This is a genomic window from Nonomuraea sp. MTCD27 (assembly GCF_041950495.1).
In the GTDB taxonomy this organism is placed as follows: domain Bacteria; phylum Actinomycetota; class Actinomycetes; order Streptosporangiales; family Streptosporangiaceae; genus Nonomuraea.
Window position 1 is genome coordinate 229,571 of the sequence record NZ_JBGNUW010000013.1, and the last position, 25,219, is coordinate 254,789.

General features: G+C 72.4%; 27 protein-coding genes and 1 pseudogene. 12 read left to right on the plus strand and 16 right to left on the minus strand.

Annotated features, from left to right (window positions below; all coding sequences use genetic code 11):
- Positions 1–9: 9 nt before the first annotated feature.
- Positions 10–471 carry a cobalamin B12-binding domain-containing protein gene (locus tag ACBJ59_RS34290; protein ID WP_375114342.1) on the minus strand — a complete coding sequence of 154 codons (462 nt, stop codon included), beginning with the start codon at positions 469–471 and terminating at the stop codon, positions 10–12.
- A 159-nt stretch (positions 472–630) separates the two neighbouring features.
- Here ACBJ59_RS34290 and ACBJ59_RS34295 point away from each other — a divergent pair, with 159 nt between their 5' ends.
- Positions 631–1,962, plus strand: a complete 1,332-nt coding sequence (locus ACBJ59_RS34295) for an MFS transporter (protein ID WP_375114343.1) — start codon at positions 631–633, stop codon at positions 1,960–1,962.
- 57 nt (positions 1,963–2,019) lie between these two features.
- Here the strand turns inward: ACBJ59_RS34295 and ACBJ59_RS34300 are convergent, their stop codons facing one another.
- Together ACBJ59_RS34300 and ACBJ59_RS34305 are read right to left on the minus strand one after the other, a co-directional pair.
- A complete protein-coding gene (locus ACBJ59_RS34300) occupies positions 2,020–2,880 on the minus strand; it encodes a siderophore-interacting protein (RefSeq protein WP_375114344.1) in 861 nt (286 codons plus the stop codon).
- A gap of 93 nt (positions 2,881–2,973) precedes the next feature.
- Positions 2,974–3,636: a TetR/AcrR family transcriptional regulator gene (locus ACBJ59_RS34305; protein WP_375114345.1), complete on the minus strand. Its 663-nt coding sequence runs from the start codon at positions 3,634–3,636 to the stop codon at positions 2,974–2,976.
- Between the two features lie 145 nt (positions 3,637–3,781).
- Here ACBJ59_RS34305 and ACBJ59_RS34310 point away from each other — a divergent pair, with 145 nt between their 5' ends.
- Positions 3,782–5,455, plus strand: a complete 1,674-nt coding sequence (locus ACBJ59_RS34310; RefSeq protein WP_375114346.1) for an FAD-binding dehydrogenase — start codon at positions 3,782–3,784, stop codon at positions 5,453–5,455.
- Between the two features lie 248 nt (positions 5,456–5,703).
- Here the strand turns inward: ACBJ59_RS34310 and ACBJ59_RS34315 are convergent, their stop codons facing one another.
- Positions 5,704–6,201 carry a MarR family winged helix-turn-helix transcriptional regulator gene (locus ACBJ59_RS34315; RefSeq protein ID WP_375114347.1) on the minus strand — a complete coding sequence of 166 codons (498 nt, stop codon included), beginning with the start codon at positions 6,199–6,201 and terminating at the stop codon, positions 5,704–5,706.
- Positions 6,202–6,305: 104 nt separating this feature from the next.
- On the opposite strand from ACBJ59_RS34315, the gene ACBJ59_RS34320 reads away from it, so the two are divergent.
- Positions 6,306–7,817, plus strand: a complete 1,512-nt coding sequence (locus ACBJ59_RS34320) for an FAD-binding oxidoreductase (protein WP_375114348.1) — start codon at positions 6,306–6,308, stop codon at positions 7,815–7,817.
- 28 nt (positions 7,818–7,845) lie between these two features.
- On the opposite strand, the gene ACBJ59_RS34325 is transcribed toward ACBJ59_RS34320, so the two are convergent.
- Positions 7,846–8,355, minus strand: coding sequence for a MarR family winged helix-turn-helix transcriptional regulator (locus ACBJ59_RS34325; protein ID WP_375114349.1), 510 nt, complete (start codon positions 8,353–8,355; stop codon positions 7,846–7,848).
- A gap of 80 nt (positions 8,356–8,435) precedes the next feature.
- Between ACBJ59_RS34325 and ACBJ59_RS34330 the strand changes: the two are divergent.
- Positions 8,436–9,271 (plus strand): annotated as a pseudogene (locus ACBJ59_RS34330) (aldo/keto reductase).
- A gap of 158 nt (positions 9,272–9,429) precedes the next feature.
- On the opposite strand, the gene ACBJ59_RS34335 reads toward ACBJ59_RS34330, so the two are convergent.
- From ACBJ59_RS34335 to ACBJ59_RS34350, 4 genes are read right to left on the minus strand one after another with little or no spacing between them, the layout of a single operon-like run.
- Positions 9,430–9,837 (minus strand): VOC family protein, encoded by a 408-nt coding sequence (locus ACBJ59_RS34335; RefSeq protein WP_375114350.1) that lies wholly within the window; start codon positions 9,835–9,837, stop codon positions 9,430–9,432.
- Positions 9,834–10,682, minus strand: a complete 849-nt coding sequence (locus tag ACBJ59_RS34340) for an ArsR family transcriptional regulator (protein WP_375114351.1) — start codon at positions 10,680–10,682, stop codon at positions 9,834–9,836. Before ACBJ59_RS34340 ends, ACBJ59_RS34335 begins: the two co-directional genes overlap by 4 nt.
- A gap of 43 nt (positions 10,683–10,725) precedes the next feature.
- Positions 10,726–11,148: a hypothetical protein gene (locus ACBJ59_RS34345; RefSeq protein WP_375114352.1), complete on the minus strand. Its 423-nt coding sequence runs from the start codon at positions 11,146–11,148 to the stop codon at positions 10,726–10,728.
- A gap of 9 nt (positions 11,149–11,157) precedes the next feature.
- Positions 11,158–11,982 (minus strand): DUF6597 domain-containing transcriptional factor, encoded by an 825-nt coding sequence (locus ACBJ59_RS34350; protein WP_375114353.1) that lies wholly within the window; start codon positions 11,980–11,982, stop codon positions 11,158–11,160.
- Between ACBJ59_RS34350 and ACBJ59_RS34355 the strand changes: the two genes are divergently transcribed.
- From ACBJ59_RS34355 to ACBJ59_RS34375, 5 genes are all read left to right on the plus strand, one after another.
- A complete protein-coding gene (locus tag ACBJ59_RS34355) occupies positions 11,981–12,520 on the plus strand; it encodes a TIGR03086 family metal-binding protein (RefSeq protein WP_375114354.1) in 540 nt (179 codons plus the stop codon). The genes ACBJ59_RS34350 and ACBJ59_RS34355 overlap by 2 nt on opposite strands.
- Before the next feature lie 126 nt (positions 12,521–12,646).
- Positions 12,647–13,312 (plus strand): DUF998 domain-containing protein, encoded by a 666-nt coding sequence (locus ACBJ59_RS34360; protein ID WP_375114355.1) that lies wholly within the window; start codon positions 12,647–12,649, stop codon positions 13,310–13,312.
- A gap of 36 nt (positions 13,313–13,348) precedes the next feature.
- Positions 13,349–13,723: a YciI family protein gene (locus tag ACBJ59_RS34365; RefSeq protein WP_375114356.1), complete on the plus strand. Its 375-nt coding sequence runs from the start codon at positions 13,349–13,351 to the stop codon at positions 13,721–13,723.
- Positions 13,724–13,792: 69 nt separating this feature from the next.
- Positions 13,793–15,055, plus strand: a complete 1,263-nt coding sequence (locus ACBJ59_RS34370; RefSeq protein ID WP_375114357.1) for an RNA polymerase sigma factor — start codon at positions 13,793–13,795, stop codon at positions 15,053–15,055.
- A 159-nt stretch (positions 15,056–15,214) separates the two neighbouring features.
- Positions 15,215–16,219 carry a polysaccharide deacetylase family protein gene (locus ACBJ59_RS34375; RefSeq protein ID WP_375114358.1) on the plus strand — a complete coding sequence of 335 codons (1,005 nt, stop codon included), beginning with the start codon at positions 15,215–15,217 and terminating at the stop codon, positions 16,217–16,219.
- Between the two features lie 270 nt (positions 16,220–16,489).
- Here the strand turns inward: ACBJ59_RS34375 and ACBJ59_RS34380 are convergent, their stop codons facing one another.
- Positions 16,490–17,692 (minus strand): MFS transporter, encoded by a 1,203-nt coding sequence (locus ACBJ59_RS34380; protein ID WP_375114359.1) that lies wholly within the window; start codon positions 17,690–17,692, stop codon positions 16,490–16,492.
- A 111-nt stretch (positions 17,693–17,803) separates the two neighbouring features.
- Between ACBJ59_RS34380 and ACBJ59_RS34385 the strand changes: the two genes are divergently transcribed.
- Positions 17,804–19,222: a bifunctional transcriptional activator/DNA repair enzyme AdaA gene (locus ACBJ59_RS34385; protein ID WP_375114360.1), complete on the plus strand. Its 1,419-nt coding sequence runs from the start codon at positions 17,804–17,806 to the stop codon at positions 19,220–19,222.
- Here ACBJ59_RS34385 and ACBJ59_RS34390 read toward each other — a convergent pair.
- Entirely contained in the window at positions 19,164–19,451 is a 288-nt protein-coding gene (locus ACBJ59_RS34390) for a hypothetical protein (protein ID WP_375114361.1), read from the minus strand. The two genes, ACBJ59_RS34385 and ACBJ59_RS34390, sit on opposite strands and share 59 nt — an antisense overlap.
- On the minus strand, positions 19,442–19,966 hold the full coding sequence (locus ACBJ59_RS34395; RefSeq protein WP_375114362.1) for a hypothetical protein: 525 nt from the start codon (positions 19,964–19,966) through the stop codon (positions 19,442–19,444). The genes ACBJ59_RS34390 and ACBJ59_RS34395 overlap by 10 nt, the downstream gene beginning before the upstream one ends.
- 154 nt (positions 19,967–20,120) lie before the next feature.
- On the opposite strand from ACBJ59_RS34395, the gene ACBJ59_RS34400 reads away from it, so the two are divergent.
- The gene (locus ACBJ59_RS34400) at positions 20,121–20,276 is read left to right on the plus strand and encodes a hypothetical protein (protein WP_375114363.1); all 156 of its coding nucleotides are present in this window, start codon (positions 20,121–20,123) and stop codon (positions 20,274–20,276) included.
- Positions 20,277–20,333: 57 nt separating this feature from the next.
- On the opposite strand, the gene ACBJ59_RS34405 is transcribed toward ACBJ59_RS34400, so the two are convergent.
- The 3 genes from ACBJ59_RS34405 to ACBJ59_RS34415 are packed head-to-tail and all read right to left on the minus strand — an operon-like array spanning position 20,334 to position 22,326.
- Positions 20,334–20,912, minus strand: coding sequence for a TetR/AcrR family transcriptional regulator (locus ACBJ59_RS34405; RefSeq protein ID WP_375114364.1), 579 nt, complete (start codon positions 20,910–20,912; stop codon positions 20,334–20,336).
- Positions 20,909–21,700, minus strand: coding sequence for an SDR family NAD(P)-dependent oxidoreductase (locus ACBJ59_RS34410; protein ID WP_375114365.1), 792 nt, complete (start codon positions 21,698–21,700; stop codon positions 20,909–20,911). Before ACBJ59_RS34410 ends, ACBJ59_RS34405 begins: the two co-directional genes overlap by 4 nt.
- A 32-nt stretch (positions 21,701–21,732) precedes the next feature.
- Positions 21,733–22,326, minus strand: coding sequence for a TetR/AcrR family transcriptional regulator (locus ACBJ59_RS34415; protein ID WP_375114366.1), 594 nt, complete (start codon positions 22,324–22,326; stop codon positions 21,733–21,735).
- Between the two features lie 83 nt (positions 22,327–22,409).
- Here ACBJ59_RS34415 and ACBJ59_RS34420 point away from each other — a divergent pair, with 83 nt between their 5' ends.
- Positions 22,410–23,618 (plus strand): cytochrome P450, encoded by a 1,209-nt coding sequence (locus ACBJ59_RS34420; RefSeq protein WP_375114367.1) that lies wholly within the window; start codon positions 22,410–22,412, stop codon positions 23,616–23,618.
- A gap of 219 nt (positions 23,619–23,837) precedes the next feature.
- Here the strand turns inward: ACBJ59_RS34420 and ACBJ59_RS34425 are convergent, their stop codons facing one another.
- Positions 23,838–25,037, minus strand: a complete 1,200-nt coding sequence (locus ACBJ59_RS34425) for an amidohydrolase (RefSeq protein WP_375114368.1) — start codon at positions 25,035–25,037, stop codon at positions 23,838–23,840.
- Between the last annotated feature and the right edge of the window lie 182 nt (positions 25,038–25,219).

Sequence of the window (25,219 nt, forward strand, 5' to 3'; positions counted from 1 at the left end):
GTCAATTCCTCACCTTTGTCGAGACCTGGTTTTCAGAACGGAATCAACGAACGAGCCGAACAGCACCAGATCGAGCTCGTCATCACCGAATACGGCGGTGAAACCGGCATCGAGCAACGTCTGGACGCCTTCCGAACGCCACGAGCCCGCGACGCCGAGCTTGCCCCCGATGACCATGGGAATGCCCCGCAGAGACTCCTCGGCGCGGAGCAGCCGGACCGCCCGCGCCCCGTCGTTCACGCCGTGTCCGTTGACGGTGCTCACCACGACGAGATCGGGGGCGATGCGTACGGCCTCGCGCAACAGGAGGTCGTCCGGTGTGCAGCAGCCGAGATTGAGGACGTCGTGACCCAGCTCCTGGAGGAGCAGGTGCATGTAGACCAAGTTCCAGACATGCGAATCCGACGACGTCCCCGTCAGCAGAACATTAAGCCTGAATCCGTTGATGGGAGCCTCCACCAGTAATTCCATGAAGTAATGCGAAAGGCTACTTGTGACTGTCAGGCGAAATAGGCAGTTGCCTGAGGCAGAATGCAGGCAGTTGCCGGTCGAGGCGGGATCGGTCCGCATACCTCACGCCAGAATGAGGCGTCAGATCACCAAGTCCGGGCAACCCACGGGACGAGGTTCATGGAAACCGACCGCGTAAAGACCGCCATCTCCCCCGACTACGGCAGGTACTTCGCGCTCCTGTGGTTCGGGCAGGCCACCAGCAAGCTGGGCAGCGCCGTGACCACCATCGTGATGCCGCTGATCGCGATCAGCGTGCTGGGGTCCAGCACCTTCATGATCACCGTGCTGGAGGCGTCCGTCTGGCTGCCCTGGCTGATCATCGGGCTGCCCGCCGGAGCGTGGGTCGACCGCATGCGCCGGCGCGGGACCATGATCATCTGCGATCTCGTCTCGGCGCTCGCGCTGGCCAGCGTGCCGCTCGCCGCCTGGGCGGGCGTGCTCACGATGGCTCATATGGTCGGCGTCGCCCTGGTCATCGGCACCACGGCGGTCTTCTTCTCCACGGCCGCCCAGGCGTTCCTGCCCGCCCTGCTGCCCAAGGACCGGCTGCCCGGCGCGAACGCCAAGCTGCAGGGGACCGACGCCGGCGCGCTCATCCTGGGCCCGGCCGTCGGCGGTGCCGTCGCCCAGCTCGCAGGGGCGGTGAGCGGCCTGCTCATCGACGCGTTCAGCTTCGTCGTCTCCGCGCTGTGCCTGCGCTCGATCCGGGTGCCGGAGACCCATCTGGAGGAGCGCGCGGAGCGCACGACCACCCTGCGCCAGGACATCGCCGCCGGCCTGCGGTTCCTCTGGCGCGACCCGTACCTGCGCGTCTTCACGATCCACGCGGGCACCGGCAACCTGGCCGCCGCGGCACTCCAGGCGACCCTGATCGTGTTCATGATCCGCGAGGTGGGGTTGTCTCAGGGGCTGGTGGGCGTGGTCGTCGGCGCGGTGAGCGTGGGCGGCGTCATCGGCGCGCTCATCGTGACCGCCCTGGCCCAGCGCATCGGCACCTCCAGGACCATTCTGATCGCCGAGCTGGGCGTCACGCCGCTGGCCCTGCTCATCCCGCTGACCACCGACGGGTGGGGGCTGGTCTTCCTCCTGGTCGGCGGTCTCACCGTGAGCGTCGCCATCGTGGCCAGCAACGTGCTCATCGGGACCTTCACGCAGTCGTACACACCCGGGCACCTCATGGGCAGGGTCGGGGCCAGCCAGCACTTCGTCAACTTCAGCACCCTGCCGATCGGCGCGGTGATGGGCGGCGCCGTCGCCGAGTTCGCCGGCCTGCGCGCCACCATGTGGATCGTCACGTCGATGGCGGTGCTGAGCAGCTTCATCCTGCTCGCCGGCCCCTTGCGCAAGAACAGGTTCCTCCCGACCGAGCCGCCGATCGAGCCGCCGATCGAGCCGCCGATCGAGCCGCCGATCGAGCCGCCGATCGAGCCGCCGGCCGAGACGCCGTGACGACAGGCGCGGCGTGCCCGCCCGCCGCCGGAGGAGAGCGGCCGGGCGGGCACCGGCTCAGCGCGTGGCCCGGTCGCCCAGGACCTTCGCCTCTTCCTCCTCGATCTGCTGGTTCCACTCCGGCTTCGAGGACTGCCAGCCGTCCTCGTCACGGCCGAGCCGCCAGTAGCCGGAGATCGACAGCTGCTCCAGCGGCACGCCCCGCTCCACCCGCAGATGGCGCCGCAGCTCCTTGACGAACGTGGCCTCGCCGTGGACGAAGGCGTGCACCGTACCGTCGAGGAACTTCGCCTCCCGCACCGCCCGCACCAGCGCCTCGCCCACCTGCCCGCCGTCGCGGTGCAGCCACACGATGTCGGCGTCGCAGGCCGTCGGCAGCCCCTGCTCCTCCGCGGCGTCCGCCACCTCGACGAAGACCTTGGCGTGCGCCCCGGCCGGGACCCGCTCCAGCGCCGCGCCGATGGCCGGCAGCGCGCTCTCGTCACCGGCGAGCAGGTGCCAGTCCGCCTCGGCGCTGGGCGCGTACGCCCCGCCCGGGCCCAGGAAGCGCAGCACGTCGCCCGGCTTGGCCTGCGTCGCCCAGGGTCCCGCGAGGCCCTGGGCGCCGTGGCAGACGAAGTCGATGGCCAGCTCCCCGGTCTGCGGGTCCCAGGAGCGGACGGTGTAGGTCCGCATCACCGGCCACTGCTCGCGGGGCAGCTCGGCCCGAATCATGCCCATGTCGAACGGCTCCGGATAGGTCACCCCGGGCACCGGGAACAGCAGCTTCACGTAGTGGTCGGTGAACTCGCCCGCGCTGAACCCGGCGAGCCCCTCACCGCCGAGCACCACCCGGATCATGTGCGGCGTCAGCTGCTCGGTGCGCAGCACCACGCCGGTGGTGCACTTGGGCGCACGCCGTGCCGTTTCGGTCGCCATGGGGGCTCCCTCCCTTGCGTTAATTAGGCAAGGCTAACTTAACCAGAGAGGCGCCCCGCCGTCGCGTCGTCGCGTCGTCGCTGGACGGCGAGGCTATTCACGCGGGCGGGTCAGCAGGGCGGTGAGGAGGCGGGTCAGCCAGGCGCGGGCGGCAGGCAGGTCCCCGTCGAGCAGGAGCTGGACGGTGACGCCGTCGTACGCGGCGACCACGGCACGGGCCGCGCCGGGCACGTCGCCGATGGCGGGGGGCAGGGCGAGCCAGGCGCGGGCGGCGTGCAGCCGCTGTTCGACGGCCGTGCGCAGGCGGTCGCGGTGGGCGGCGAGCCGGTCGGCGACGGCCGGGTCGCGGGCGGCGTACAGCAGGAAGTCGGTCTTGACCAGCAGCCAGTCGCGGTCCAGCAGCAGCGTCGCGGCGACGCGCTCGATGACCGCCTGGATCGGCGGTCCGGCGGCCTCCTCCACCGCCCCCTCGACGGACAGGGCGGCGGTGACCTGGTCGGCGATGAGGTCGGCGCGCTCGTCGTAGAGGGCGAAGAACAGCTCGTCGAGGCTGTCGAAGTTGGAGTAGAACGCGCCCCGGGTGTAGCCGGCGGCCTCGCACACGTCCTCGATGCGCACCCGTCCGAACCCCTTGGCCGCGAACACCTCGAACGCCGCCGCGAGCAGCCGGGCCCGGGTCCGGCCGCGCCGCTGGGTGACGCGGGGCGCGGCGCCGTCCGGCCGGCGCCGCTGCCGGGCCGGGGTGGGAGAGCTCACGGACACACGCTAGCCCCATTTACATACACGCACGTATCCGATACACAGATGTATCCGATACGGTGGGCGCCACCCGGGCGGCCACCGGCACCTGTATGTCCCCCGGGCCGTCCGGCGGCCTCCGGCAGTGAGGAGCACCCCCGCCATGGACGCGGACGTCATCGTCGTCGGCGCCGGCCTGGCCGGCCTGGTCGCCACCCACGAACTGACCGCCGCGGGCCGGAAGGTCGCCCTCGTCGACCAGGAGAACGCCGCCAACCTCGGCGGGCAGGCGTTCTGGTCCTTCGGCGGCCTGTTCCTGGTCGACACGCCAGAGCAGCGCCGCCTGCGGGTCAAGGACTCCTTCGAGCTGGCGTGGAGCGACTGGCTGGGCAGCGCCCAGTTCGACCGCCTGGACGACGAGGACTCCTGGGCGGTCAGGTGGGCGCGCGCCTACGTGGAGTTCGCCGCCGGGGAGAAGCGCTCCTGGCTGGCCGGGCACGGCCTCACCTTCCTGCCGACCGTCGGGTGGGCCGAGCGCGGCAGCCTGCGCGCCGACGGGCACGGCAACTCCGTGCCCCGCTTCCACATCGCCTGGGGCACCGGGACGGGCGTGGTGGAGCCGTTCGTCCGCTCCGCGCACCGGGCCGCCGCCGCCGGGCTGGTGCGCTTCTACCACCGGCACCAGGTGGACGAGCTGGTCACGACCGGCGGCACGGTCAGTGGGGTGCGCGGCACGGTGCTGGCCGACGACGACTCCCCTCGCGGGGTCGCCTCCACGCGCGAGCAGGTGGGCGAGTTCGAGCTGAGCGCCCAGGCGGTGATCGTCACGACCGGCGGCATCGGCGCCGACCACGACCTGGTCCGCCGGTACTGGCCCGAGCGGCTCGGCCGGCCGCCCGCGCACATGGTCACCGGCGTCCCGGCGTACGTCGACGGCCGGATGCTCGACATCGCCGCCGGCGCCGGGGTCAGGCTGGTCAACCGCGACCGGATGTGGCACTACACCGAGGGCCTGCACAACTGGGACCCCGTCTGGCCGGGGCACGGCATCCGCATCCTGCCGGGCCCGTCGTCGTTGTGGTTCGACGCCCTGGGCCGGCGGCTGCCCGAGCCCTGCCTGCCCGGCTACGACACCCTCGGCACGTTGCGGCACCTGCGCACCACCCCCGACATCGCCGAACACGACCATTCCTGGTTCATCCTCAGCCAGCAGATCATCAAGAAGGAGTTCGCGCTGTCGGGCTCGGAGCAGAACCCCGACATCACGAGCAAGGACCGCAAGGCGTTCCTGCGCGCCCGCCTCCTCGGCAAGGGCGCGCCCGCCCCGGTCGAGGCGTTCAAGCGGCACGGCGCCGACTTCGTCGTGGCCGACACCCTGGAGGAGCTGGTGGCCGCGATGAACGGGCTCACCGACAAGCCCCTGCTCGACGCCGCGGTCATCCGCGCCCAGATCGAGGCCCGCGACCTGCAGATCACCAACCCCTACAGCAAGGACGTCCAGGTGCAGGGCATCCACAACGCCCGCCGCTACCTCGGCGACCGCCTCGGCCGGGCCGCCGCCCCGCACCGGATCCTCAACCCGGCGGCGGGGCCGCTGATCGGGGTGAAACTCCACATCCTCACCCGGAAGACGCTCGGCGGGATCCAGACCGACCTCGACTCCCGCGCCCTCGGCCTGGACGGGCAGCCGATCGACGGTCTCTACGCGGCCGGCGAGGTCGCCGGGTTCGGCGGCGGGGGCGTGCACGGCTACAACGCCCTGGAGGGATCGTTCCTGGGCGGCTGCCTGCTGTCCGGCCGCACCGCCGGCCGCGCGGCCGCCGACCGGACGGCCTGACACCCCCGTTCGGCGCGGCGCCGTCCGTCGCGACGGACCCACCATGGACGACCGGCGGATCCTCCGGCGCATCCACGCCCTCACCGGCGAGGAGCACCACCCGCGCCCAGCGGCAGGAGCCGCCTCGCCCCCATCGAGGGCTGCCTGCGATGACCGCCCGACGGGGGCGGCACGCGGAGGGGGACGTGCCGATCGCGGTGTTCGAGGAGCACCACCGGACGCCCCAGGTCCGTCGCTGAGGAGGGGCCTCAGGACGGCGACACGTCGAGCACCGACTCCACGGCGGCGCACGGATCGGTACGGGGACGCGCCTCGTGGATCGTCGCGGCCGCCCGCATCGTGATCTCGCGCAGGGCGGCCCGCTCGTCCGGCGTGAGGCCGCCGAGGATGCGCTCCTCCGCCGCCGCGACCCGGCTCTCCGCCTCGGCCAGCACCTGCCGGCCGTGATCGGTGGCGACGATCAGCCTGGCCCGCCGGTCCTGCGGGTCGGGCCGCCGCTCGATGAGGCCGACCTCGGCGAGGTCGTCGAGCAGGTAGACGAGCACGGTGCGGTCGATCACGAGCCGGTCCGCCAGGGCCCGCTGCCGCTGCGGCTCGCCGTGCGCGACGGCCGCCAGCACGTGATAGCCCCTGCTGCTTCCCGGCATGCCGCGCAGCACCTCGTCGACCTCCTCCTGCCAGGCGCGCAGCACCATGCCGAGCGACCAGCCCAGGTTGCCGGTGGAGAGCCTCTCAGTCGATGCCACGTGTCCAGCATACCGAGGAACAAGTTGTCCCGAAGATATGTTGCGGTGCATATAAGTTGTCATCCTGATGAGTTGCTAGGCAACCTAACTTGTGAGGACACCGCATGTCTGACCACGGTCACGAGCCCCTGCTCGGCACCTTCACGCGCGAGCGCGCCCGGTCCGGCGCCGGCACCGCGCTCACGCGCTCGGCCGTCGCGCTCGCCAGGCGGCACGACACCCTCGACTACGACGCGCTGCCGCCGTCGCTCGCGCGGAAGGCGATCGAGCCGGGCGACCGCGCCTACGACGACGTGCGCCACACCTACACCCGCACCGGCTCGCCGGCCCTGGTCATCCAGGCGGAGAACGCCGACGACGTCGCGGCGGCCCTCGCCTACGCGCGGGGCCAGCACGCCGAGATCGCGGTACGCAGCGGCGGGCACGGCATCAGCGGCCGCTCCACGAACAACGGCGGCGTGGTCATCGACCTGTCGAGGATGAACGCCGTCGAGCTGCTCGACCGGGCGGCCGGGCGGATCCGCGTCGAGCCGGGCGCCCGCTGGGGACACGTCGCGCGGGCGCTGGCGCCGTACGGGCTGGCGATGAGCTCCGGCGACTACGGAGACGTCGGCGTCGGCGGCCTGGCCACCGCCGGCGGGCTCGGCTACCTGGCCCGCAGGCACGGGCTCACGATCGACCACGTCACCGCGGCCGAGATCGTGGTCGCGGACGGGCGCAGGCTGCGCGTGGACGCCGAGCACCATGCTGACCTGTTCTGGGCGATCCGCGGAGCGGGCGGCAACTTCGGCGTCGTGACGGCGTTCGAGCTGGACGCGTACGAGCTCGGGGACGTCGCCTACGCGACGATCACCGTGGACGCCACCGGCACCGCGGGCTTCCTCGTGGAATGGGCCCGGCTGGTCGAGCGGGCCCCGCGCGAGATCACCAGCTTCCTGTCGCTGTTCCCCGCCCGCCGGGGAGCGCCGGTGACCGCCCGGATCACCCTCGTGTACGCGGGCGACGACGTCGAAGCGGCGCAGAGCGCCCTCAGCCCGTTCCTCGGCGCCGGCCCGGTCCTGCACCAGCAGGCGCAGCTCGTGCCCTACCACCTGATCGTCACCCCGCCGGAGAACCGCCACCAGGGCCACGGGCTGGAGAACACGCGCAGCGGCCTGCTCGAACACCTCACCCCGGAGGCCGCCGGCGTCATCGAGGAGATGATGCGGTCGGGCGACATCCCGATCGTGCAGTTCCGCTCCATGGGCGGCGCGGTGCACGACGTGCCGGCCGACGCCATGGCCTGGCCGCACCGCACCCAGCAGTTCTCCGTGCTCGCCGCGGCGACGCCGAGCCGCGCGCCCGCCCTGAACGCGAGCTGGGCGCGGCTCTACCCGCATCTGAACGGCATGTACCTGAGCTTCGAGACCGACACCCACCCCGACCGCCTGCTCGACGCCTTCCCTGAGCCCGTGCTGACCCGCCTGCGCGCGCTCAAGGCCGAATGGGACCCGGACGACGTCTTCAACCGCAACTTCAACATCACCCCCGCGGGTGCGGAGGAGACCCCCGCGGGTGCGGAGGAGACCGCCGCGGGGGCGGAAGAGGCCGCCGTGCCGGCGGGCGGTGGCCGGTGACTGCGATGCCCGGCCACCCGGCGGTCTACTAGGCCTCCGGTCCGAAGATCTCGGGGTACGGCCCGGGCTTGCCCGGCGCGGGGTCCAGCCGGGCCCACAGCGCCCGCAGGATCTCCCGCAGCTGGCCCACCTGCTCGTCGGTGAGCGGGTCGAACAGGAGCTCGCGCACCTCCTCGACATGCGCGGGCGCGGCTTCCGCCAGGACGGCGGCGCCGGCGTCGGTCAGCTCGGCCAGGGTGATCCGCCGGTTGTCCGGATGCGGCGAGCGGCGCACCCAGCCGCGCTCCTCCAGCCGGGCCACCGCGTGCGACAGGCGGCTGAGCGAGGAGTAGACCAGCGTGGCCAGGTCGGTCATCGTCGTGCGCCGCTCGGGGACGTCCGAGAGCGTCGCCAAGATCATGTAGTACGTGTACGGCATGCCCGCGTCGCGCTGGAGCTGCCGGTCGAGCGCGTCGCCGAGCAGCCGGGTCGTCCACAGGTACGCCCGCCACGTCCGCTGTTCGTCGTCATTGAGCCACCGTGTCTTCACACCCGGCATCCTAACTTGAACTCTCAACTGTGGCCGTGTAGCGTCCCGGTCGAACGCTCACTTGAGAGCTCAACTGTTAGGGAGACATCATGAGGATTGGCGACATCGAGGTGGGCGACCTCGGTTTCGGCACGATGCGGCTGGCGTCCGACGGCACGATCTGGGAGCCGCCGGCCGATCGCGGGGCCGCCACGGCCGTCCTGCGGCGGGCGGTGGAGCTCGGGGTGCGGCTCATCGACACCTCCGACGCGTACGCCCTGGGCGCGGGCGAGGAGCTCGTCGCCGAGGCCCTGCGTCCGTACGCGGACGACGTGGTGATCGCGACCAAGGGCGGCGTGGCCCGGCCGAGCGCCGAGAGTGGGTCCCCCTGGGCCGCCCCGAATACCTGCGCCAGCAGGCCGAGCTGAGCCTGCGCCGGCTCCGCCGCGACGTGATCGACCTGTACTACCTGCACCGCGTCGACCCCCAGGTCCCGCTCGCCGACCAGATCGGCGCCCTGGAGGGGTTGCGGCAGGAAGGCAAGATCCGCCACATCGGCCTGTCCGAGGTGACGGTCGACCAGCTCGAGCAGGCCCGCGAGATCGCCCCCGTCGCCGCCGTGCAGAACCTCTACAACCTCACCGACCGCACCCATGAGGAGGTGGTGGAGCACACCGGCAAGCACGAGATCGCGTTCGTCCCGTTCTTCCCGATCGCCGTGGGCGACCTCGGCGCCGTGGCGGGCCTGGCGGCCGAGATCGGGGCGACGCCGGCCCAGATCGCGCTGGCCTGGCTGCTGCGCCGCTCACCGAACATCATCCCCATCCCGGGGACGACCTCTGTGCGGCATCTGGAGGAGAACGTCGCGGCGCGGGATCTCCGGCTGACCGACGAGCAGTTCGCCCGCCTGGACCGCCTCGGCCGCCCGATCGACCAGCTCGCCTGACCTGCACGTCCCGGGGCGAGCCCGGCGTGACGGGCCCGGGAAACGCGGTCGTGACCCCGCGAGCAGGGCGGCGGGAGACCTCACTACCGCCCTCGCGCGGGACGGGACACGGTCGCCGATCAGGCCCGCGCCGGTGCGGCGGTGTGGTGGCGGCCCGGTCAGGCCCGCGCCGGTGCGGGGGTGGCGCGGGCGTGGGCGGGCTGGAAGAGCTCGACGAGGTTGCCGGCCGGGTCGGTGAGCAGGATCTGGCGGCCGCCGGGGCCGGAGACCGCGTCACCGAGGAAGGACAGCCCGGCCTCGCGGAGCCGGTCGATCTCGGCGTCGAGGTCGTCGACGACGAGGTGGATGCGGTTGCGGCCGGCGGCGGTGCCCTCGGGGGTGGCCCGGGCGCCGGAGCTGGCCGGGCCGGACAGCAGGAGCCGCAGCGGCCCGCGTACCACGTCGGCGAAGGCGGGGGCGGCGTCGAGGCGCAGGGTGAAGCCGAGGTGGGTGGTGTAGAACGCGACGGCGGCGCCCACGTCGTCGACGAGGTAGCGGACGCTCGCGAACTGGTCGGGGGTGGTCATGGCTGGTCCTCCTGTGGTGTGAGTTGAGGGAGGAGGTAGTGGATGCGGGTGTCGATCTCCGCCGCCGTACGGGCGAAGGCGGGGGGCCCGGCGCCGCCCGGCGCGGCCGGGTCGGGGATGCTCCAGTGGACCCGCCGGGAGTGGTCGCCGAAGTCGGGGCAGACCTCGCGGACCCTGTCGCACAGGCTGATCACGTAGTCGAACCGGCGGCCGGCCATGGTGTCCAGGTGCCGTGGGCGCTGACCCGCCAGGTCGATGCCGTAGCGCTCGCGCAGGACTCGTACGGCGTCGGGGTGCAGCCGCTGCCGGGGGTCGCTGCCCGCGCTGGTCACCTCGACACGGCCGCCGGCGCGGTGGCGCAGCAGGGCCTCGGCGATCGGCGACCGGGCGCTGTTGCCGGTGCAGGCGAACAGCACGGCGGTCCGCCGCGCCGAACCGGCCCCGGACGGGGACGCCGGGCCGGACGCGAACAGGGACGCCGGGCCGGGCCCGGACGGGGAGGCCGGGTGGACCGGGGCGGGGCCGGACGGGGAGGCCGGGCCTGGGCCGAGGCGGAGCGCGGGGTGCAGAGCGGCACCCGTGGCGGCCAGCGCGTGGGCACAGCGCTCCAGGTCCAGGTGGTAGTAGCTGTCGCGGGCGTCGAAGCTGCTCCGCTGCGCGGTGACCAGCCCGCTGTCACGCAGCAGGCGCAGATGGTAGGAGACCAGGTTCTGCGGCTCGCCCACCAGGCTCACCAGCTCGCGGACCCGGTAGTCGCTCCCGGCCAGCTCGGTCAGCAGCCGCCACCGCAGCGGGTGGGCGGCCAGCCGGACGAAGGCCGGGGCGGCCTGAGGCGAGGGCACCACGTTCTCGACAATACATCAAATCCATTTGATGTACATGGCACGGTCAGCGCTCGTCGGCGGCCCGCGTCCCGACGATCGGCAGGTCGCGGCACGGCTCCAGGAACCTCTCCAGGTACCACCCCAGATCGACGAACTCCGGCAGGTGCGCGATGGTGCGGTAGTCCAGCAGGGGGAGCAGCGAGACCACCGTCCGCTCCTCGTGGAACAGCACGTTCGCGAAGGTCTCCCCGTCGGGCAGCCGGGCGGTCAGGCCCACCGACTGCCCGGCCTCGTAGCAGGCGCGCATGTCGCGCCTGGCCTCGGCCAGGGCGGCCGGCGGCACGATCTTCCAGTCGAAATCGGTCGAGTACCAGACGGCGTCCTCCTCGCGCAGGAACTCCCAGCCCGCCCGGGCGAGCCGGTCGAGGATGTCCTCGAAGTGGACGCCGTGCCGGAACTCCAGGTCGATCGAGACGTCGCGGCTCACGTCTGCTCCTCAGGCCGAGGTCAGGCGCTGGTAGGCGGCGGGCGGGAGGCCGACCGCGGCGGCGAAGTCGCGGGTGAGGTGGGCCTGGTCGGTGTAGCCGAGCTCGGCGGCCAGGTCGGCCGGGGCGAGGCCGTCGCGCACGCGTTCCGCCGCCTCGTGCAGGCGGAAGCGGCGGATGACCCATTTCGGGCCGATCCCGACGTACTCCTGGAACAGGCGCTGGAGGGAACGTACCGACGTGCCGGCCAGGGCGGCGAGCTGGTCGACCCTGGTGATGGTCTGGTCGGTCTCGGCCGCGGCGACCAGCGCGGCGGCCCGTTCGATGAGCGGGTCGATCGTCGGGGCGGGCGCGGGGCGCAGGTCGAGGAGGAAGCGCTCGATCAGGCGCATGGCCTCCTCGTCGGGCGACGCGAGGACCTCCCGCCACAGCGTGGCGCCCGCCGTGCCGTACATGTCGGGCAGCGAGACGAAGCGGCCGGTCAGCCTCGAGACCGGGCCGCCCGCGAACGGGCGGAAGCCGCCGGGCCTGAACCGCAGCCCCACCACCCGGCCGCGCCCCTCCAGCGTGCAGGAGAACTCGCCGCGGATCACGCCCGCGACCCTGGCGTACTCCTCGGTGACGGTCAGGTTCACCGTGGGGTGGGAGATCAACCGCTGGGTGTACGGCTCCGCCAGGTCCCACGTGCTGATCCAGAAGTGCTCGGCGTACGGCGACAGCCCTTCCGCACACGAGTGCCGGCTGTGCCCGAAACCCGCGCGTGCGGGGTCGATCCAGCCGCGCTGTCGCGTTTCTACAAGACGCCGCGCGGCGCCCCCGGCAGGCTCCTCACCCATGCATGACATGATGACGCAGGCGGCCGGGCGCACGGGCGCGCTGGCGGCCGGAGTGCGCGACGACCAGCTGGGCCTGCCCACGCCGTGCTCGGAGTTCGACGTCAGGGCGCTGATCAACCACCTGGAGTGGGTGGCGGACCTGTTCGCGTCGCTGGCGGGCAAGGGCCCGATGGTGCAGCAGCGCGAATACGCGGGCGACTTTCCCGAGCGGGCGCGGCGGATGCTGGCCGCGTGGGAGCCGCCGGAGGCGTGGGAGGGCGAGAGCCCGGCCATGGGGCTGCCGATGCGTACGGTGGCCACGATGGCGCTGTTCGACCTGGTCGTCCACGGCTGGGACCTGGCCAGGGCCACCGGCGCCCCCTTCGACGCCGAGCCGGAGACGGTCAAGGCGCTGCTGGGCTTCGCCGAGCACATGGCGCCGATGGGCCGGCAGCAGGGCATCTTCGCCGACCAGGTGACCGTCGGCCGGGACGCGACGGACCTCGACCGCCTGCTCGCCCTGACCGGCCGCGACCCGGAGTGGGCCCCGGGTCGGTGAGCCGACGGCGCCCTCCCAAAAAATCTTGAAAAGATTTCGTGGCGGGTGTCGAATCGGGGTCTTCCCGTTCGCAGCGTACGCAGAGGGCCGGAAAGAGCCGGCCCCGCGGACCCGAGGACGAGGACCATGACCCAGCAGCTCACCCACACCGCCACCGGCCCGATCTCCCCCGTGCGCCCGCTGCTGGGCCTCGGCGTCGTCGCCGGCCCGCTGTACGTCACGGTCGCCCTGGCACAGGCGCTCACCCGGGAGGGCTTCGACCTGACCCGCCACCCCTGGAGCTTCCTGGCCAACGGCGACCTGGGCTGGATCCAGACCGCCAACTTCGTGGTCACCGCCCTGGCGACCATCGCCTGCGCCGCCGGGCTGCGCCGCGCGCTGTCGCCGGGCCGGGGGGCGCGGTGGGCGCCCCGGCTGATCGGCGCGTTCGGCGTCAGCATGATCGGCGCCGCCATCTTCCCGGCCGACCCGGCGATGGGCTTCCCGGCCGGTACGCCGGAAGGGCCCGGCGTGATCACCATGTCCGGTGTCGGGCACATGGCCGTCGGCGGCGTCGGGTTCCTGTGCATGGTCGCGGCCTGCTACGTCATCGCCTCCCGGTTCGCCCGCGAGGGCCGCACGGGCTGGGCCGTCTACTCCCGCGTCACCGGCACGCTGTTCCTCGGCGCCTTCATGGGTATCGCCGGCGGGGGCGGCGTCGTCTGGTCCAACATCGCGTTCATCGCCGGGATCGTGGCGGTCTGGTGCTGGCTGTCGCTACTGTCGCTGAGCCTGTCCCGGACCGCCGCCTGACCTCGACCTTTCCACCACTCATCCAAGGATGACATCATGCGCTACCTGGTCACCCTGAAAGTCTCCGCCCAGCCCGAAGGACCGCCGCCGGCGGACCTCATGGAGGCCATCTTCAAGCTCGGCCAGCAGGCCACCGAGGCCGGGGCGCTGCTCGACAACAGCGGCCTGGCGCCCAGCTCCGAAGGGGCCAGGGTCGAGGTGTCCGGCGGGCGGCTGACCGTCTCCGACGGGCCGTTCGCCGAGGCCAAGGAGCTGATCAGCTACGCACTCTACGAGGTCAGGACCAAGGAGGAGGCCGTGGAATGGACCTCCCGCTTCATCAGGCTGCACCTTGACCTCTGGCCCGGCTGGCAGGGCGAGGCGGACGTGCTGCGGCTGTTCGGGCCCGAGGACTTCGCCCCTCCCGCCTGATGCGCCACCTCCGGTCGCGGGGCCCCGCACCCCCCCCCCCCCCGCGACCGGATGCTGTATCCAGGACGCATGACGGTTGCCGATTCCCACCGGGCGGTGGAGGCGGTGTGGCGGATCGAGTCCGCCAGGGTCATCGCCGGCCTGGCCCGCATGGTCCACGACATCGGGCTGGCGGAGGAACTCGCGCAGGACGCGCTCGTGGCCGCCCTCGAAGAGTGGCCGCGCAACGGCATACCGGAAAATCCGGGTGCCTGGCTCATGCTGACCGCCAAGCACCAGGCCATCGACCAGTTCCGCCGCCGCGACACCTACGAGCGCAAGCTGCAGGAAGTGGGACGGGACATGGAGCTCCGCCAGGAATCGGCCGAAGCCGAGCTCGACGACGCCCTCGACGACCACATCGGTGACGACCTGCTGCGGCTGATCTTCACCCTCTGCCATCCGGTGCTGCCGGCCGAGGGCCGGCTCGCCCTCGCCCTCCGTCTCCTGGGCGGCCTCACGACCGAGGAGATCGCGCGGGCGTTCCTCGTGCCCGAGCCGACCGTGGGACAGCGGATCTTCCGCGCCAAGCGTACGCTCGCCGACAAGAAGGTCCGGGTCGAGCTGCCGCCGCCCGGCGAGCTGCCCGACCGGCTGGCGTCGGTGCTGGAGATCGTCTACCTGATCTTCAACGAGGGTTACGCGGCCACCGCGGGCGACGACTGGATCCGGCCGTCGCTGTGCCAGGAGGCCATGCGGCTGGGCCGCGTCCTGGCCGGGCTCATGCCGGACGAGCCCGAGGTGCACGGCCTGCTGGCGCTCATGGAGATCCAGGCGTCGCGCATCCCGGCCAGGACCGCGCCCGACGGCTCCCCCGTCCTGCTCCTCGACCAGGATCGCAGCCGCTGGGACCGGCTGCTCGTCCGCCGCGGGCTGGCCGCGCTGGGCCGTGCCGAGGCGCTGGGGAAGCTGGGCCCGTACAGCCTGCAGGCCGCCATCGCCGCCTGCCACGCCCGCGCCCTGACCCCCGAGGCGACCGACTGGGAGCGGATGGCCGCGCTCTACCGCGTGCTCGCCCACGTCACCCCCTCGCCGATCGTGGAGCTGAACCGCGCGGTCGCCGTCGGCATGGCCCACGGTCCCGCCCGCGGCCTGGAGATCGCCGACGCCCTCCGGGACGAGCGCGCGCTGCGCGGTTACGCCCAGCTCCCCGCCGTCCGCGGCGAGCTGCTGGCCAGGCTGGGGCGGGCCGAGGAGGCGGCGGCGGAGTTCGGCCGCGCCGCGGAGCTGACCCGCAACGAACGCGAGCGCGACCTGTTCCGCGCCCGCGCCACCGCTCTGAAAGATTCCTGATACCCGAAATGTTTCAGAGGCGACAACCCGAGGTCAGCGCGTTCCATCAGACACATTGGCCCGCATGTCGCCGAAACATTTCTGACCATCGTTGACATGTTTCGGGAGCTTCTCCACAATGACCGCAGGTGAAGCCCCCCAAACGATCAAGGGATCAGCATGGTCGACCGGAAACGCCGTTCACCCCTCGCCGCCGCGCTCCTGGGCGCGATCCTCGCCCTCTGCCTCACCGTCACCTCAGCGGTGGTCGCCGGCAGCCGCGCCACCGCCGCCGCCGACTGCAGCGCCGGATATGTCGGGCTGACGTACGACGACGGACCCAACGCCGGCAACACCGCCAACCTGCTCAACGCGCTGACCTCGAACGGCCTGCGGGCCACGATGTTCAACACCGGCCAGAACGCCCAGAACAACCAGGCTCTGGTCAGGGCCCAGCGCGACGCGGGCATGTGGATCGGCAACCACAGCTGGTCCCACCCGCACCTGACCCAGCTCGGCAGCGCGCAGATGACGTCGGAGCTGCAGCGCACCCAGCAGGTCATCCAGCAGGCCACGGGCACCGCGCCCCGGCTGTTCCGGCCGCCGTACGGGGAGACCAACGCCACCTTGCGGTCCGTCGAGCAGCAGCTCGGACTCACGGAGGTGCTCTGGGACGTCGACTCGCAGGACTGGAACGGCGCCGGCACCGCCCAGATCGTCCAGGCAGCCGGCCGCCTGCAGAACGGCCAGGTCATCCTCATGCACGACCAGTACGCCACGACGCTGGCCGCCGTCCCGCAGATCGCCGCGAACCTGCGCAGCCGCAACCTGTGCGCCGGGATGATCTCCCCCACCACCGGCAGGGCCGTCGCCCCCGACGGCGGTGGCGGCCCGACGTCCCCGCCGCCCGGCGGCGGCACCTGCACGGCCACGATCGCGCAGGGCCAGCAGTGGAGCGACCGCTTCAACCTGTCGGTGACGGTCTCCGGGACGAACGCGTGGATCGTCACGGTCACCGTGACACCGCCACAGAAGATCATCGCCACCTGGAACGGCACGCCGTCGTGGGGCTCCGGCGGCAACGTGATGACCATGAGGCCGAACGGCAGCGGCAACACCTTCGGTCTCACCATCCAGCACGGCGGCACCTGGACCTGGCCGTCGGTCTCCTGCCGGACGGGCTGACGCCGGGCGGGTGTGGCGGGATCCGCGCGTCCCGCCACACCCGGCACGCTCGCCCCGCCTGGCACCGCCGCGCCCCACGATGGGGGCGAATCACCCCCGCGACCACGCCGCGATGCTCGCCGCCCTCGACGCCCCATGAGCCCGGTGTCCGGGTCCGTCCGCACCCCTGTTGGACACCCTGGCCAGGCGATCTGGCTGGCACCCGCCGCGGGCGGCGGGTTGGAGCGGGGCGGAGGACTGCGGTGGCCGGGCAGGTGACGACAGCCGCGATCAATGCCGCAGCCTGAGCAGGGCCAGTGCGGGTGCCGCCGCGATGGCGGCCATCACGAGCGCGGCCTGGGCGAGCAGCCCGGCGGCCAGCAGCGGCGTGACGACGGCGGCGCCGATCGGGGGCGTCGCCTGCATGAGCGTCCTGAGAACGGCGAAGCCCCGGCCGCGCAGCCGCGCCGGGATGCGCGCCATGCGCAACGACTGCGCCCACACGGTCATCGGCGCGCTGAACAGGCCGATGACGAGGTAGCCCGCGGCCACCGTCATCGTGTGGGGCGCGGCCGGCAGCGCCAGGAAACCGGCGGCGGCGACGAGCTGGACTACGGCCACGGCCCTGATCGGCCGGGCGCGGGGAGCCCGGGCACCGGCGATCGCCGCACCGGCCAGCTCGCCCGCGGACAGGGCGGCCAGCAGCAGGCCGAGGGTCTCCGGCCCGCCGTCGAGCCGGGTCTTGGCCAGCCAGGGGCCGGTGACGATCAGCATGCCCAGGGCGATGTTGAAGGCCATGAACGCGAGCGTGGTCGCCACCAGCACCCGGTCGCGGAACAACGTCAGAACGCCGCCACCCGACGGGACGACGGCCGCCCTCGCCTGCGGCCGGAGGGGCCGGCGGACGGCGAGCGCCGCCGCGGCGAACAGGGCGTACGAGACCGCGTCGAAGGCCAGCACGGCCTCGCCGCCCAGTCCCGCGATCAACACCCCGCCGAGCCCGGGCCCGACGATCCCGGCGACGCCGAAGCTCAGGCTCTCCAGCGCGTTGCCCGCGTCCCGCTCCTCCTCGGGAAGGAGGTCGGAGATCGCCGCCGGGAACCCGGCGAGCGGCACCATCTTGAACAGCCCGTACACCGCCGCCACGACGAACGGCAGCGCCGCGGGCACCTCCCCCGCCAAGGACACGACCGGGATCGCCGCCATCGCCACCCCACGCACCACGCTGTCGGCCGCCAGCACGTACCGCTTGTCGAACCGGTCCAGGATCGGCCCGCTCAGCAGGCCACCCGCGAACACCGGCAGCGTGTAGCAGACGGTCAGCAGCCCGAGCCGCTCGACGCCGCCCGGCTGGGCCAGCACCAGCCACGTCAGGGCGACGAACGTCATCCCGTCCCCCACCAGCGACACGGACGAGCCCAGCCACAGCAGGCGGAAGTCACGCCGGGACCACACCCGGCGGTAGGTGGCCGACCGGCCAAGGAGATGGTTCACGCGGCCAGCCTGGCCGCGGCCCGGCCTCCGGTGCTGGCGGGCATCGGTCGCGGAACGTCGGCGTCCGATGCCCGCTGGTCCCGTTCGCCCAGGTAGGGCACCCTGAGAAGGGTGATTGACGAGGAGGTCGCGTTCGCGGCCATGGAGAGCCGCGACCCGCGCTTCGACGGGTGGTTCTACGTCGCCGTCACCACGACCGGCATCTACTGCCGGCCGAGCTGCCCGGCCGTCATGCCGAAGCCGGGCAACGTCCGGCTGTTCCCGACGGCGGCGGCGGCGCAGGTCAACGGGTTCCGCGCGTGCAAGCGATGCCGTCCCGACACCGCTCCGGGCTCGCCGGAGTGGAACACGCGCACGGACCTGGTGAGCCGGGCGATGCGCTTGATCGCCGACGGCGTCGTCGACCGCGAAGGCGTGGCCGGGCTGGCCGCGCGCCTCGGGTACAGCCCGCGCCAGGTGCACCGCCAGCTCGTCGCCGAGGTCGGCGCCGGGCCGCAGGCCCTGGCCAGGACACAGCGGGCGCAGACCGCCCGGATGCTGCTGGAGGCCGGTGCGCTGCCGGTCAGCGACGTGGCGTTCGCGGCCGGGTTCGCCAGCATCAGGCAGTTCAACGACACCATCAGGCAGGTGTACGCGACCACGCCGAGCCGCCTGCGCGGAGCCACGAGCGGCGCCCACGTGCCGGGAGCCCTCGCGCTGCGGCTCGCCTACCGGCCGCCCATGGACGTCGCCGCCGCGCTGAACCACCTCGGCGCGCGGGCGGTCCCCGGCATCGAGGCCCACGGTGCGGGCGCCTACCGCAGGTCGCTGGCGTTGCCCCACGGCGCGGGCGTCGTCACGTTGCGGCCCGGGACCGGCCACGTGGCCTGCGAGCTGCGGCTGGAGGACCTCAGAGACCTGGCCGCGGCCGTGCAGCGCTGCCGCCGGCTGCTCGACCTGGACGCCGACCAGCAGGCCATCGACGCCTTCCTGGAGGCGGATCCCCGGCTCGGTCCGCTGGTCGCGCGCCGCCCGGGCCTGCGGGTGCCCGGCTGCGCCGACCCGGCCGAGCTGGCGATCCGGGCCGTGCTCGGCCGCCGGCCGCGCGCCGCGGAGACGCGCGCCCGGCTCGCCGCCCTGGTCAGCACGTACGGCAAGCCGCTGGCCAGGCCCTTCGGCGAGATCACGCACCTGTTCCCCGACGTGAGCACACTGGCCGAAGCCGATCCGGCCGGGCGCACCCTCCTCGCACTGGCCCGGGCGCTCGCCGACGGAACCATCAGGCTGGACGACGACCCGCACCGGGTGCGCGACCGGCTGGGCGCCCTGCCGGGCATGAGCCGGTGGGCTCTGGCGTACATCCGCATGAGAGCCCTCGGCGACCCCGACGTCCTCCTGCCGGACCGCGCCGTACGCCGGGCCGTGCGGCGCCTGGGCGCCCTGCCCGACCGCTGGCGCCCCTGGCGCTCCTACGCCACCCGGCACCTGGAGCTCATGCCCCGGGCACCGCGGCACGCGCCCCCGGTGGCCGGCGGGGCAGCAGGAAGCTGACCGCGACGGTGAGCGCCAGGAGGGCGAGGCTGACCCGGATCGTGACGCCGAAGGCCGCCCCGTAGCCCCGCGGCTCCAGCAAGGGGAAGAAGATCACGCCGATGACGGCGACGCCGGCGGAGGCCGCGAGCTGGGCGACCGTGTTGAACAGGCCGGAGCCCGAGCCCGCCTGCCCGGCGGGAACGTCCTCCAGGGTCAGCTGGGCCGGCGGGGCGCCGGTCAGCCCCATGCCGGCCCAGCCTGGGCAGAAGCACCGCCGCGCCCAGACCGGCGGCGACGGTGGTGGCGATCGGCCAGGGCAGGATCGTCACCTCCGCCTCCAGCGGCGCCATCCCCCAGGCCGGACTGCAGGAGCTGCATGAACGTGAAGAAGAAGCCCATCACCGGTACGAAGAACAGGAACTGCACCAGCAGCCCGCCGCCGACCGAGCGCACCCGGAAGAGGGAAACCTCCACCAGCGAGGAGCCGCCGCGGCCGGCCAGCCGGCGCTGGTGGCGGTGGAATCCGGCCGGCACCGCCCCGAGGATCGGCCCGACGGCCGCGGCCAGGCCGGACAACGACGAGAACGCGGCCATCGCGCCGCCGCGCTCGTGCGGCGCGTACATGAGCTGGATCTGCGAGAGCACCTGGGGGACCATCGCCGCGGCGAAGACGCCCTGGACGCGGCGGTAGCCGTACAGGTCGCCGAGCCGGGCGCCGGTGATGATGCCGAGCGCGAAGGCGAGCGTGTAGCCCGCGAGCATCCCCTGCAGGTGCGCGGGCGACGCGCCGAGCTCGGCGCGGATGGAAGGACGGTGATGTTCACGATGGTGACGTCGAGCAGGTCCATGAAGCCGGCCGGGGTGGTGGTCGGGTTGGCTGTCTCAGTGGACACCGAGGGCTCTCCAGATGGGATGATTGCCTCAGTGCCTGCACACCCTCACGCTGAGCGCCCGGCTCGGCCGTACGGCGGGTGCCATCACGCAGATGATCGACCGGCTGCAGATCATCCACGGCTTCCTCGTCGCCACCCACCGGAGCGCCGTCGAGGAGTCCGACCTGCTGGCCCGCTGAGCAGGCGCGACGCTCAGCGGGGAGCGGTGCGGGCCAGGAGAGCGACGGGGCCCAGGCTCATTCGCCCAGGGATCGCCAGATGCGGTCGGGCAGGATCCGCGCCGCCTCCTCCAGGTCGATCCCCGGCACCCCGGCCAGCCACCGCCTGGTCACCTCGGCGACCGGGCCGATCAGGAGCATCTCCACCTGCGCCACCGGCAGCCGCGCGACCGTGCCGGCGTCCATGTGACCGCGGATCCAGCCGTTCAGCCGCGCCAGCCGGGGCGCCTTGGCCGCCGCGATGCGTTCCGCGTACGGCCCGAGGTCCAGCGCGTACGGCGCCGCGTGGATGAAGCGGGCCTTGTCCGGGTGGTCGGCGGTGAAGCCGAGGTAGGCCACGACCGCCCGCCGCACGCCGTCACGGGCGTCCGCGGCCTCCTCGACGGCGGCGGCCATCCGGTCGAGGAGCTCGTCCATGCAGCGGCCGTACAGCGCGGCGGCCAGCCCTTCGAGGCTGCCGAAATGGTGGTACAGGCTGCCCATGCTCACGCCGCTGCGCGTGGTCATGGCCCTGAGGGTGAAGTCGCCGGGGTAGACCTCCAGGGCCGTGTCGAGGAGCTTGCGGATCGTCTCCTCGCTGCGCTTGTGCCGGGTCACCGCGCCGCCGTCAGCTCCGCGGCCTCGTCCCAGATACGCCTGGCCAGGTCGCCGTCCAGCGCCGGCCCCTGCAAGGGCACCTCCTCGGCCAGGTCGAAGTAGCGGCCGGTGCCCGTGGCGCCCACCAGGGCCACGACCGGCCCGGCGCCCTCCTCGGGCGTGGCCCACTTGCGTTTGACGGCCTTGAGCAGCCATCCGAGGGGCCCGCGCCGGTCGCCCAGCCCGGTGCGGACCACGCCGGGGTGCACGGCGTCGATCGTGATCCCGGTCTCCCGCCAGCGCTCGGCGAACAGCGGCACGGTCAGCAGGTTGCACAGCTTCGTGTCGGCGTACGTACGCATCGGCGAGAAGTCCGCGCCCACGGCCGTCCGCCCCGCCTCCGCCCGGCCCCTGACGTAGAGCCCCGCGCTGACCTGCACCACTCGCCCGAGCCGGTCCTCCAGCAGGTGGTTGAGCAGGAACGGCGCCAGATGGTTGACCGCGAAGGACTGCTCCAGCCCGTCCTCGGTCAGGACGCGCCGGCTGGGCCACACCCCGGCGTTGTGGACGAGCACGTCGATGCGCGGGCACCGGGCCCGGAGCGCGTCGGCCAGCCGCCTGACGGACGCGACCGTGGTGAGATCGCCGGCCACGGGCTCGACGTCCCCCCGGATCCCCGCCGCGGCCCGCTCCCCCTGCTCCGAATCCCGCGCGATCAGCAGCACCTTGTGCCCGTCGCCGGCCAGCCGCGCGCACACCGCGTGCCCGATGCCGCGGTTCCCGCCGGTCACCACCATGATGGACGCCATGTAGAGCATTTTTCTAGAGAATTGCTCTGAATTCAATGGCCCTGGTAGAGAAGCGTGAGCAGGGGGCGGGTCAAGGCGGCCATCTCGTCCGGGGTGCGCGGGCAGTCGCGCTGGAGCCAGTCGACGGCCACGCCGAGGAGCGCGCCCGCGATGAAGGCGGCCGGCACGTCGTGCGGGGTGTCCGCGGCGCGGCCGGGCCAGCCGTCGGCGGGGCGGGAGCTGGCGTACGTGGCCACCGTGGCGCGGCGGCGTACGTGGTCGATGAGGCGGGCGCTACCCTGCGCTCCCAGCACGCTGCGGTAGAGGCCGGCGTGCTCGGCGAGGTGGGCGAAGAAGATCAGCAGGGTGTCGGACTTGGCCTGCGACGGGCCGGGCGACGCGAGGACGTGGCCCGGTATGGCGTCGATGAGCTCGTCGATCATCTCCGTGCAGGCGGCCTCGGCCAGCTCGTGCACGTCGCGGTAGTGGTCGTAGAAGGTGGAGCGGCCCACGCCGGCCCGCTCGGCGACGTCGGCCACGCTGACCTTCGACAGGCTCCGCTCCTGGACGAGCTCGATCAGCGTGCGCCGCAGGGCTGCCTGGGTGCGTCGTGTCCGGCGGTCACCCTCGGCTCCGCGTTCTCTCATGGCCACGCACCCATCCTCGGACACCAGTCTGTTAACGTACATATGTAGCTTATCTATGCGGTCCACACCGAATGGGGAGAGCTTTGACCACTGACCCCGCTGCGACGCTCCAGACCACCCGCGGCTGCCCGTTCGCCCCGCCCGAGCAGCACCTGCGGCTCCTGCGCGAGCAGCCGGTCGCCAAGGTCACGCTGCCGACCGGGAGCGACGCCTGGGTCGCGGCCCGCTACGAGGACATCCGGACGATCCTCAGCGACCCGCGCTTCAGCGCCGACCGCCGCCACCCCGGCATTCCCCGGCTGAGCGAGCAGGGCGGGCAGGGGATGGCCGGTTCACCGCTGCCCAAGATGCTGCTGGAGATGGACCCGCCCGAGCACGGCCCGGCCCGCCGCGCGGTGGTCGGCGAGTTCACCGTCCGGCGCATGGCGGCGCTGCGGCCGCGCATCCAGCAGATCGTGGACGAGCACATCGACGCCATGCTCGACGGCCCCCGCCCGGCCGACCTGGTGACCGCGCTGGCCCTGCCGGTGCCCTCCCTGGTGATCTGCGAGCTGCTCGGCGTGCCGTACGCCGACCACGACTTCTTCCAGACGCACTCGGCCCAGCTCCTCAACCGCCGCGCCACCGAGCAGGAGCGCCAGCACGCCGTCCTGGAGCTGGCCATCTACCTCGACAAGCTGATCAGGACCAAGGAGCAGGAGGCGCCCGACGACCTGCTCGGCCGCCAGATCGCCAAGCAGCGCGACAACGGCGGCGTGGACCACCCCGCGCTGCTCTCCCTGGCCTTCCTGCTGCTGATCGCCGGGCACGAGACCACCGCGAACATGATCTCGCTCGGCACGTACACGCTGCTGGAGCACCCCGAGGCGCTGGCAGCGCTGCGCGAGGACCCGGACCGGACGGCCGGCGCGGTGGAGGAGCTGCTGCGCTACTTCACCATCGCCGAGTTCGCCATGGCACGGGTGACCCTGGAGGACGTGGAGCTCGGCGGGACGGTGATCCCCGCCGGGTCCGGCGTGCTCATGCTGGCCAACGCCGGCAACCGCGACCCGGAGGTGTTCGAGGACCCCCAGCGGTTCGACATCGACCGCGGCGCCCGCAACCACCTGGCCTTCGGCTACGGCGCCCACCAGTGCCTGGGCCAGAGCCTGGCCCGGGTGGAGCTGGAGGTCGTCTTCGAGACCCTCTTCCGGCGTATCCCCGATCTCCGGCTGGCCGTCCCCGCCGACCAGCTCTCGTTCAAGGAGGAGTCGACGGTGTACGGCATGCACGAGCTGCCCGTCACCTGGTGACCCTGAAGCTCGGGGAGCGGGCCGAGACGTAGGCGCTCGGCCCCGCGGGACAGGCCGGCGCGCAGGCCGGACTCGACCCGCTCCGGCCCGGCGGCACCGTGTGCGTGCTCGCGCCCGAACCAGACCTCGCCCGCCGCCCATCGGCACCTGGTCGGCGGCGAAGCCGAGGGTCCCGCTGCGGGTAGGTGGATCGGCAGGCATGAGCCGGCTCTCCTTCGTTCAGCCGGTAAGGGACAGCTGGCTGAGCGCCATGAGAGCGGCGACGGCGAGCAGCCGCACTCCCACGGAGATACTTCTTTCGTCCACGTCGAAAATGCCTTGGTGGAGGTCGTAATCGCTCTGCCCCGGCGCGCGGACGCCAAGGCGGGCATATGCGCCGGGCACTTCCTGCAGGTAAACCCCGAAATCGTCGCCGCCCAGGCTCTGCGGCGCGGTGAATATCTTGTTCTCGCCGAGGACGAGCTGCGCCGCGTCCCGGAAATTGCCGACGCTGTTGCTCTCGTTGACGGTGGGAGGAATGCCGTGAATGTATTTCAGTGATGCCTCGATGTCATAGGCGGACGCGACCGAGCGCACCAGCTCCTCGATTATCCCGGGCGCCCGGCGCCGCGCCGCCTCGTCGAAACATCGCACGGTCCCTTCGGCAATGCCGCTGTCGGGCAGCAGCCCATCCGTGGGGAGCGCTTTCAGGGTGCCCCATACGAGGCTCAGGCTGGAGCGCGGGTCAATACGCCGCGACAGGGCCGCCGGTAACTCGGTAATGATCTTCGCAAGGGCGAAGATGAGATCCGGATGCCGCCCCGAAGCGGACATCCCCCCGATATGGACGCGCACTCTGTCGTACGCGCCGGTTATCGCGCCATCGCGCAGCCCGACCTGGCCGACCTCGTATTTCGGCTCGCAATGCAGCCCGAAGATCCGCTGCACACCCGCGAGGCCGCCGGAGGCCACGACGTCCAGCGCTCCGCCGAGCGTTTCCTCCGCCGGCTGGAACACCAGACGCACGGTGCCCGGCAGGAGTCCCTCATCAGCCAGGCCGCTCAGGAACAGGCCCGCGCCGAGCACCGCCGTCGTGTGGACGTCATGGCCGCAGGCATGACAAACGCCCGGGTTCGTCGATCGATAGGGAACGGACTTTTCATCCGTCAACCGCAGCGCATCGATATCCGCCCGCAACGCGACGATCGGTCCTTTTCCCGAGCCGATATCGCATATCGCACCGGTGCCTTTGGGAAGGCGGACGGCCGTCAAGCCCACCGTCTCGAGCTGGTGCAGGATTCGTTCCGTCGTACGAAACTCCTGAAAGCTCGCCTCAGGGTGCATGTGAAGATCACGGCGAAAGGCCACCAGACCCGGTTGACGCCGCACCAGGAACCCGTCCAGACGTTCCAGCCAATCCGGGCCCTGCGTTCTTCCCATGTCAGTACCTCCGACGATACGGCAAAGATCCCTTTTTCGGGAGATCAGCTGACGACACGACCGTGCACTGGAGAGGGTCAGGCGGGGAGTCGAGCATGTAGCATAGCCAGAGTATCTGGCGGACGCCCTGAGATCTCCACCATCCTCCCCAGAGGATCTTGGGATGTGGCATCGTTTGTGAC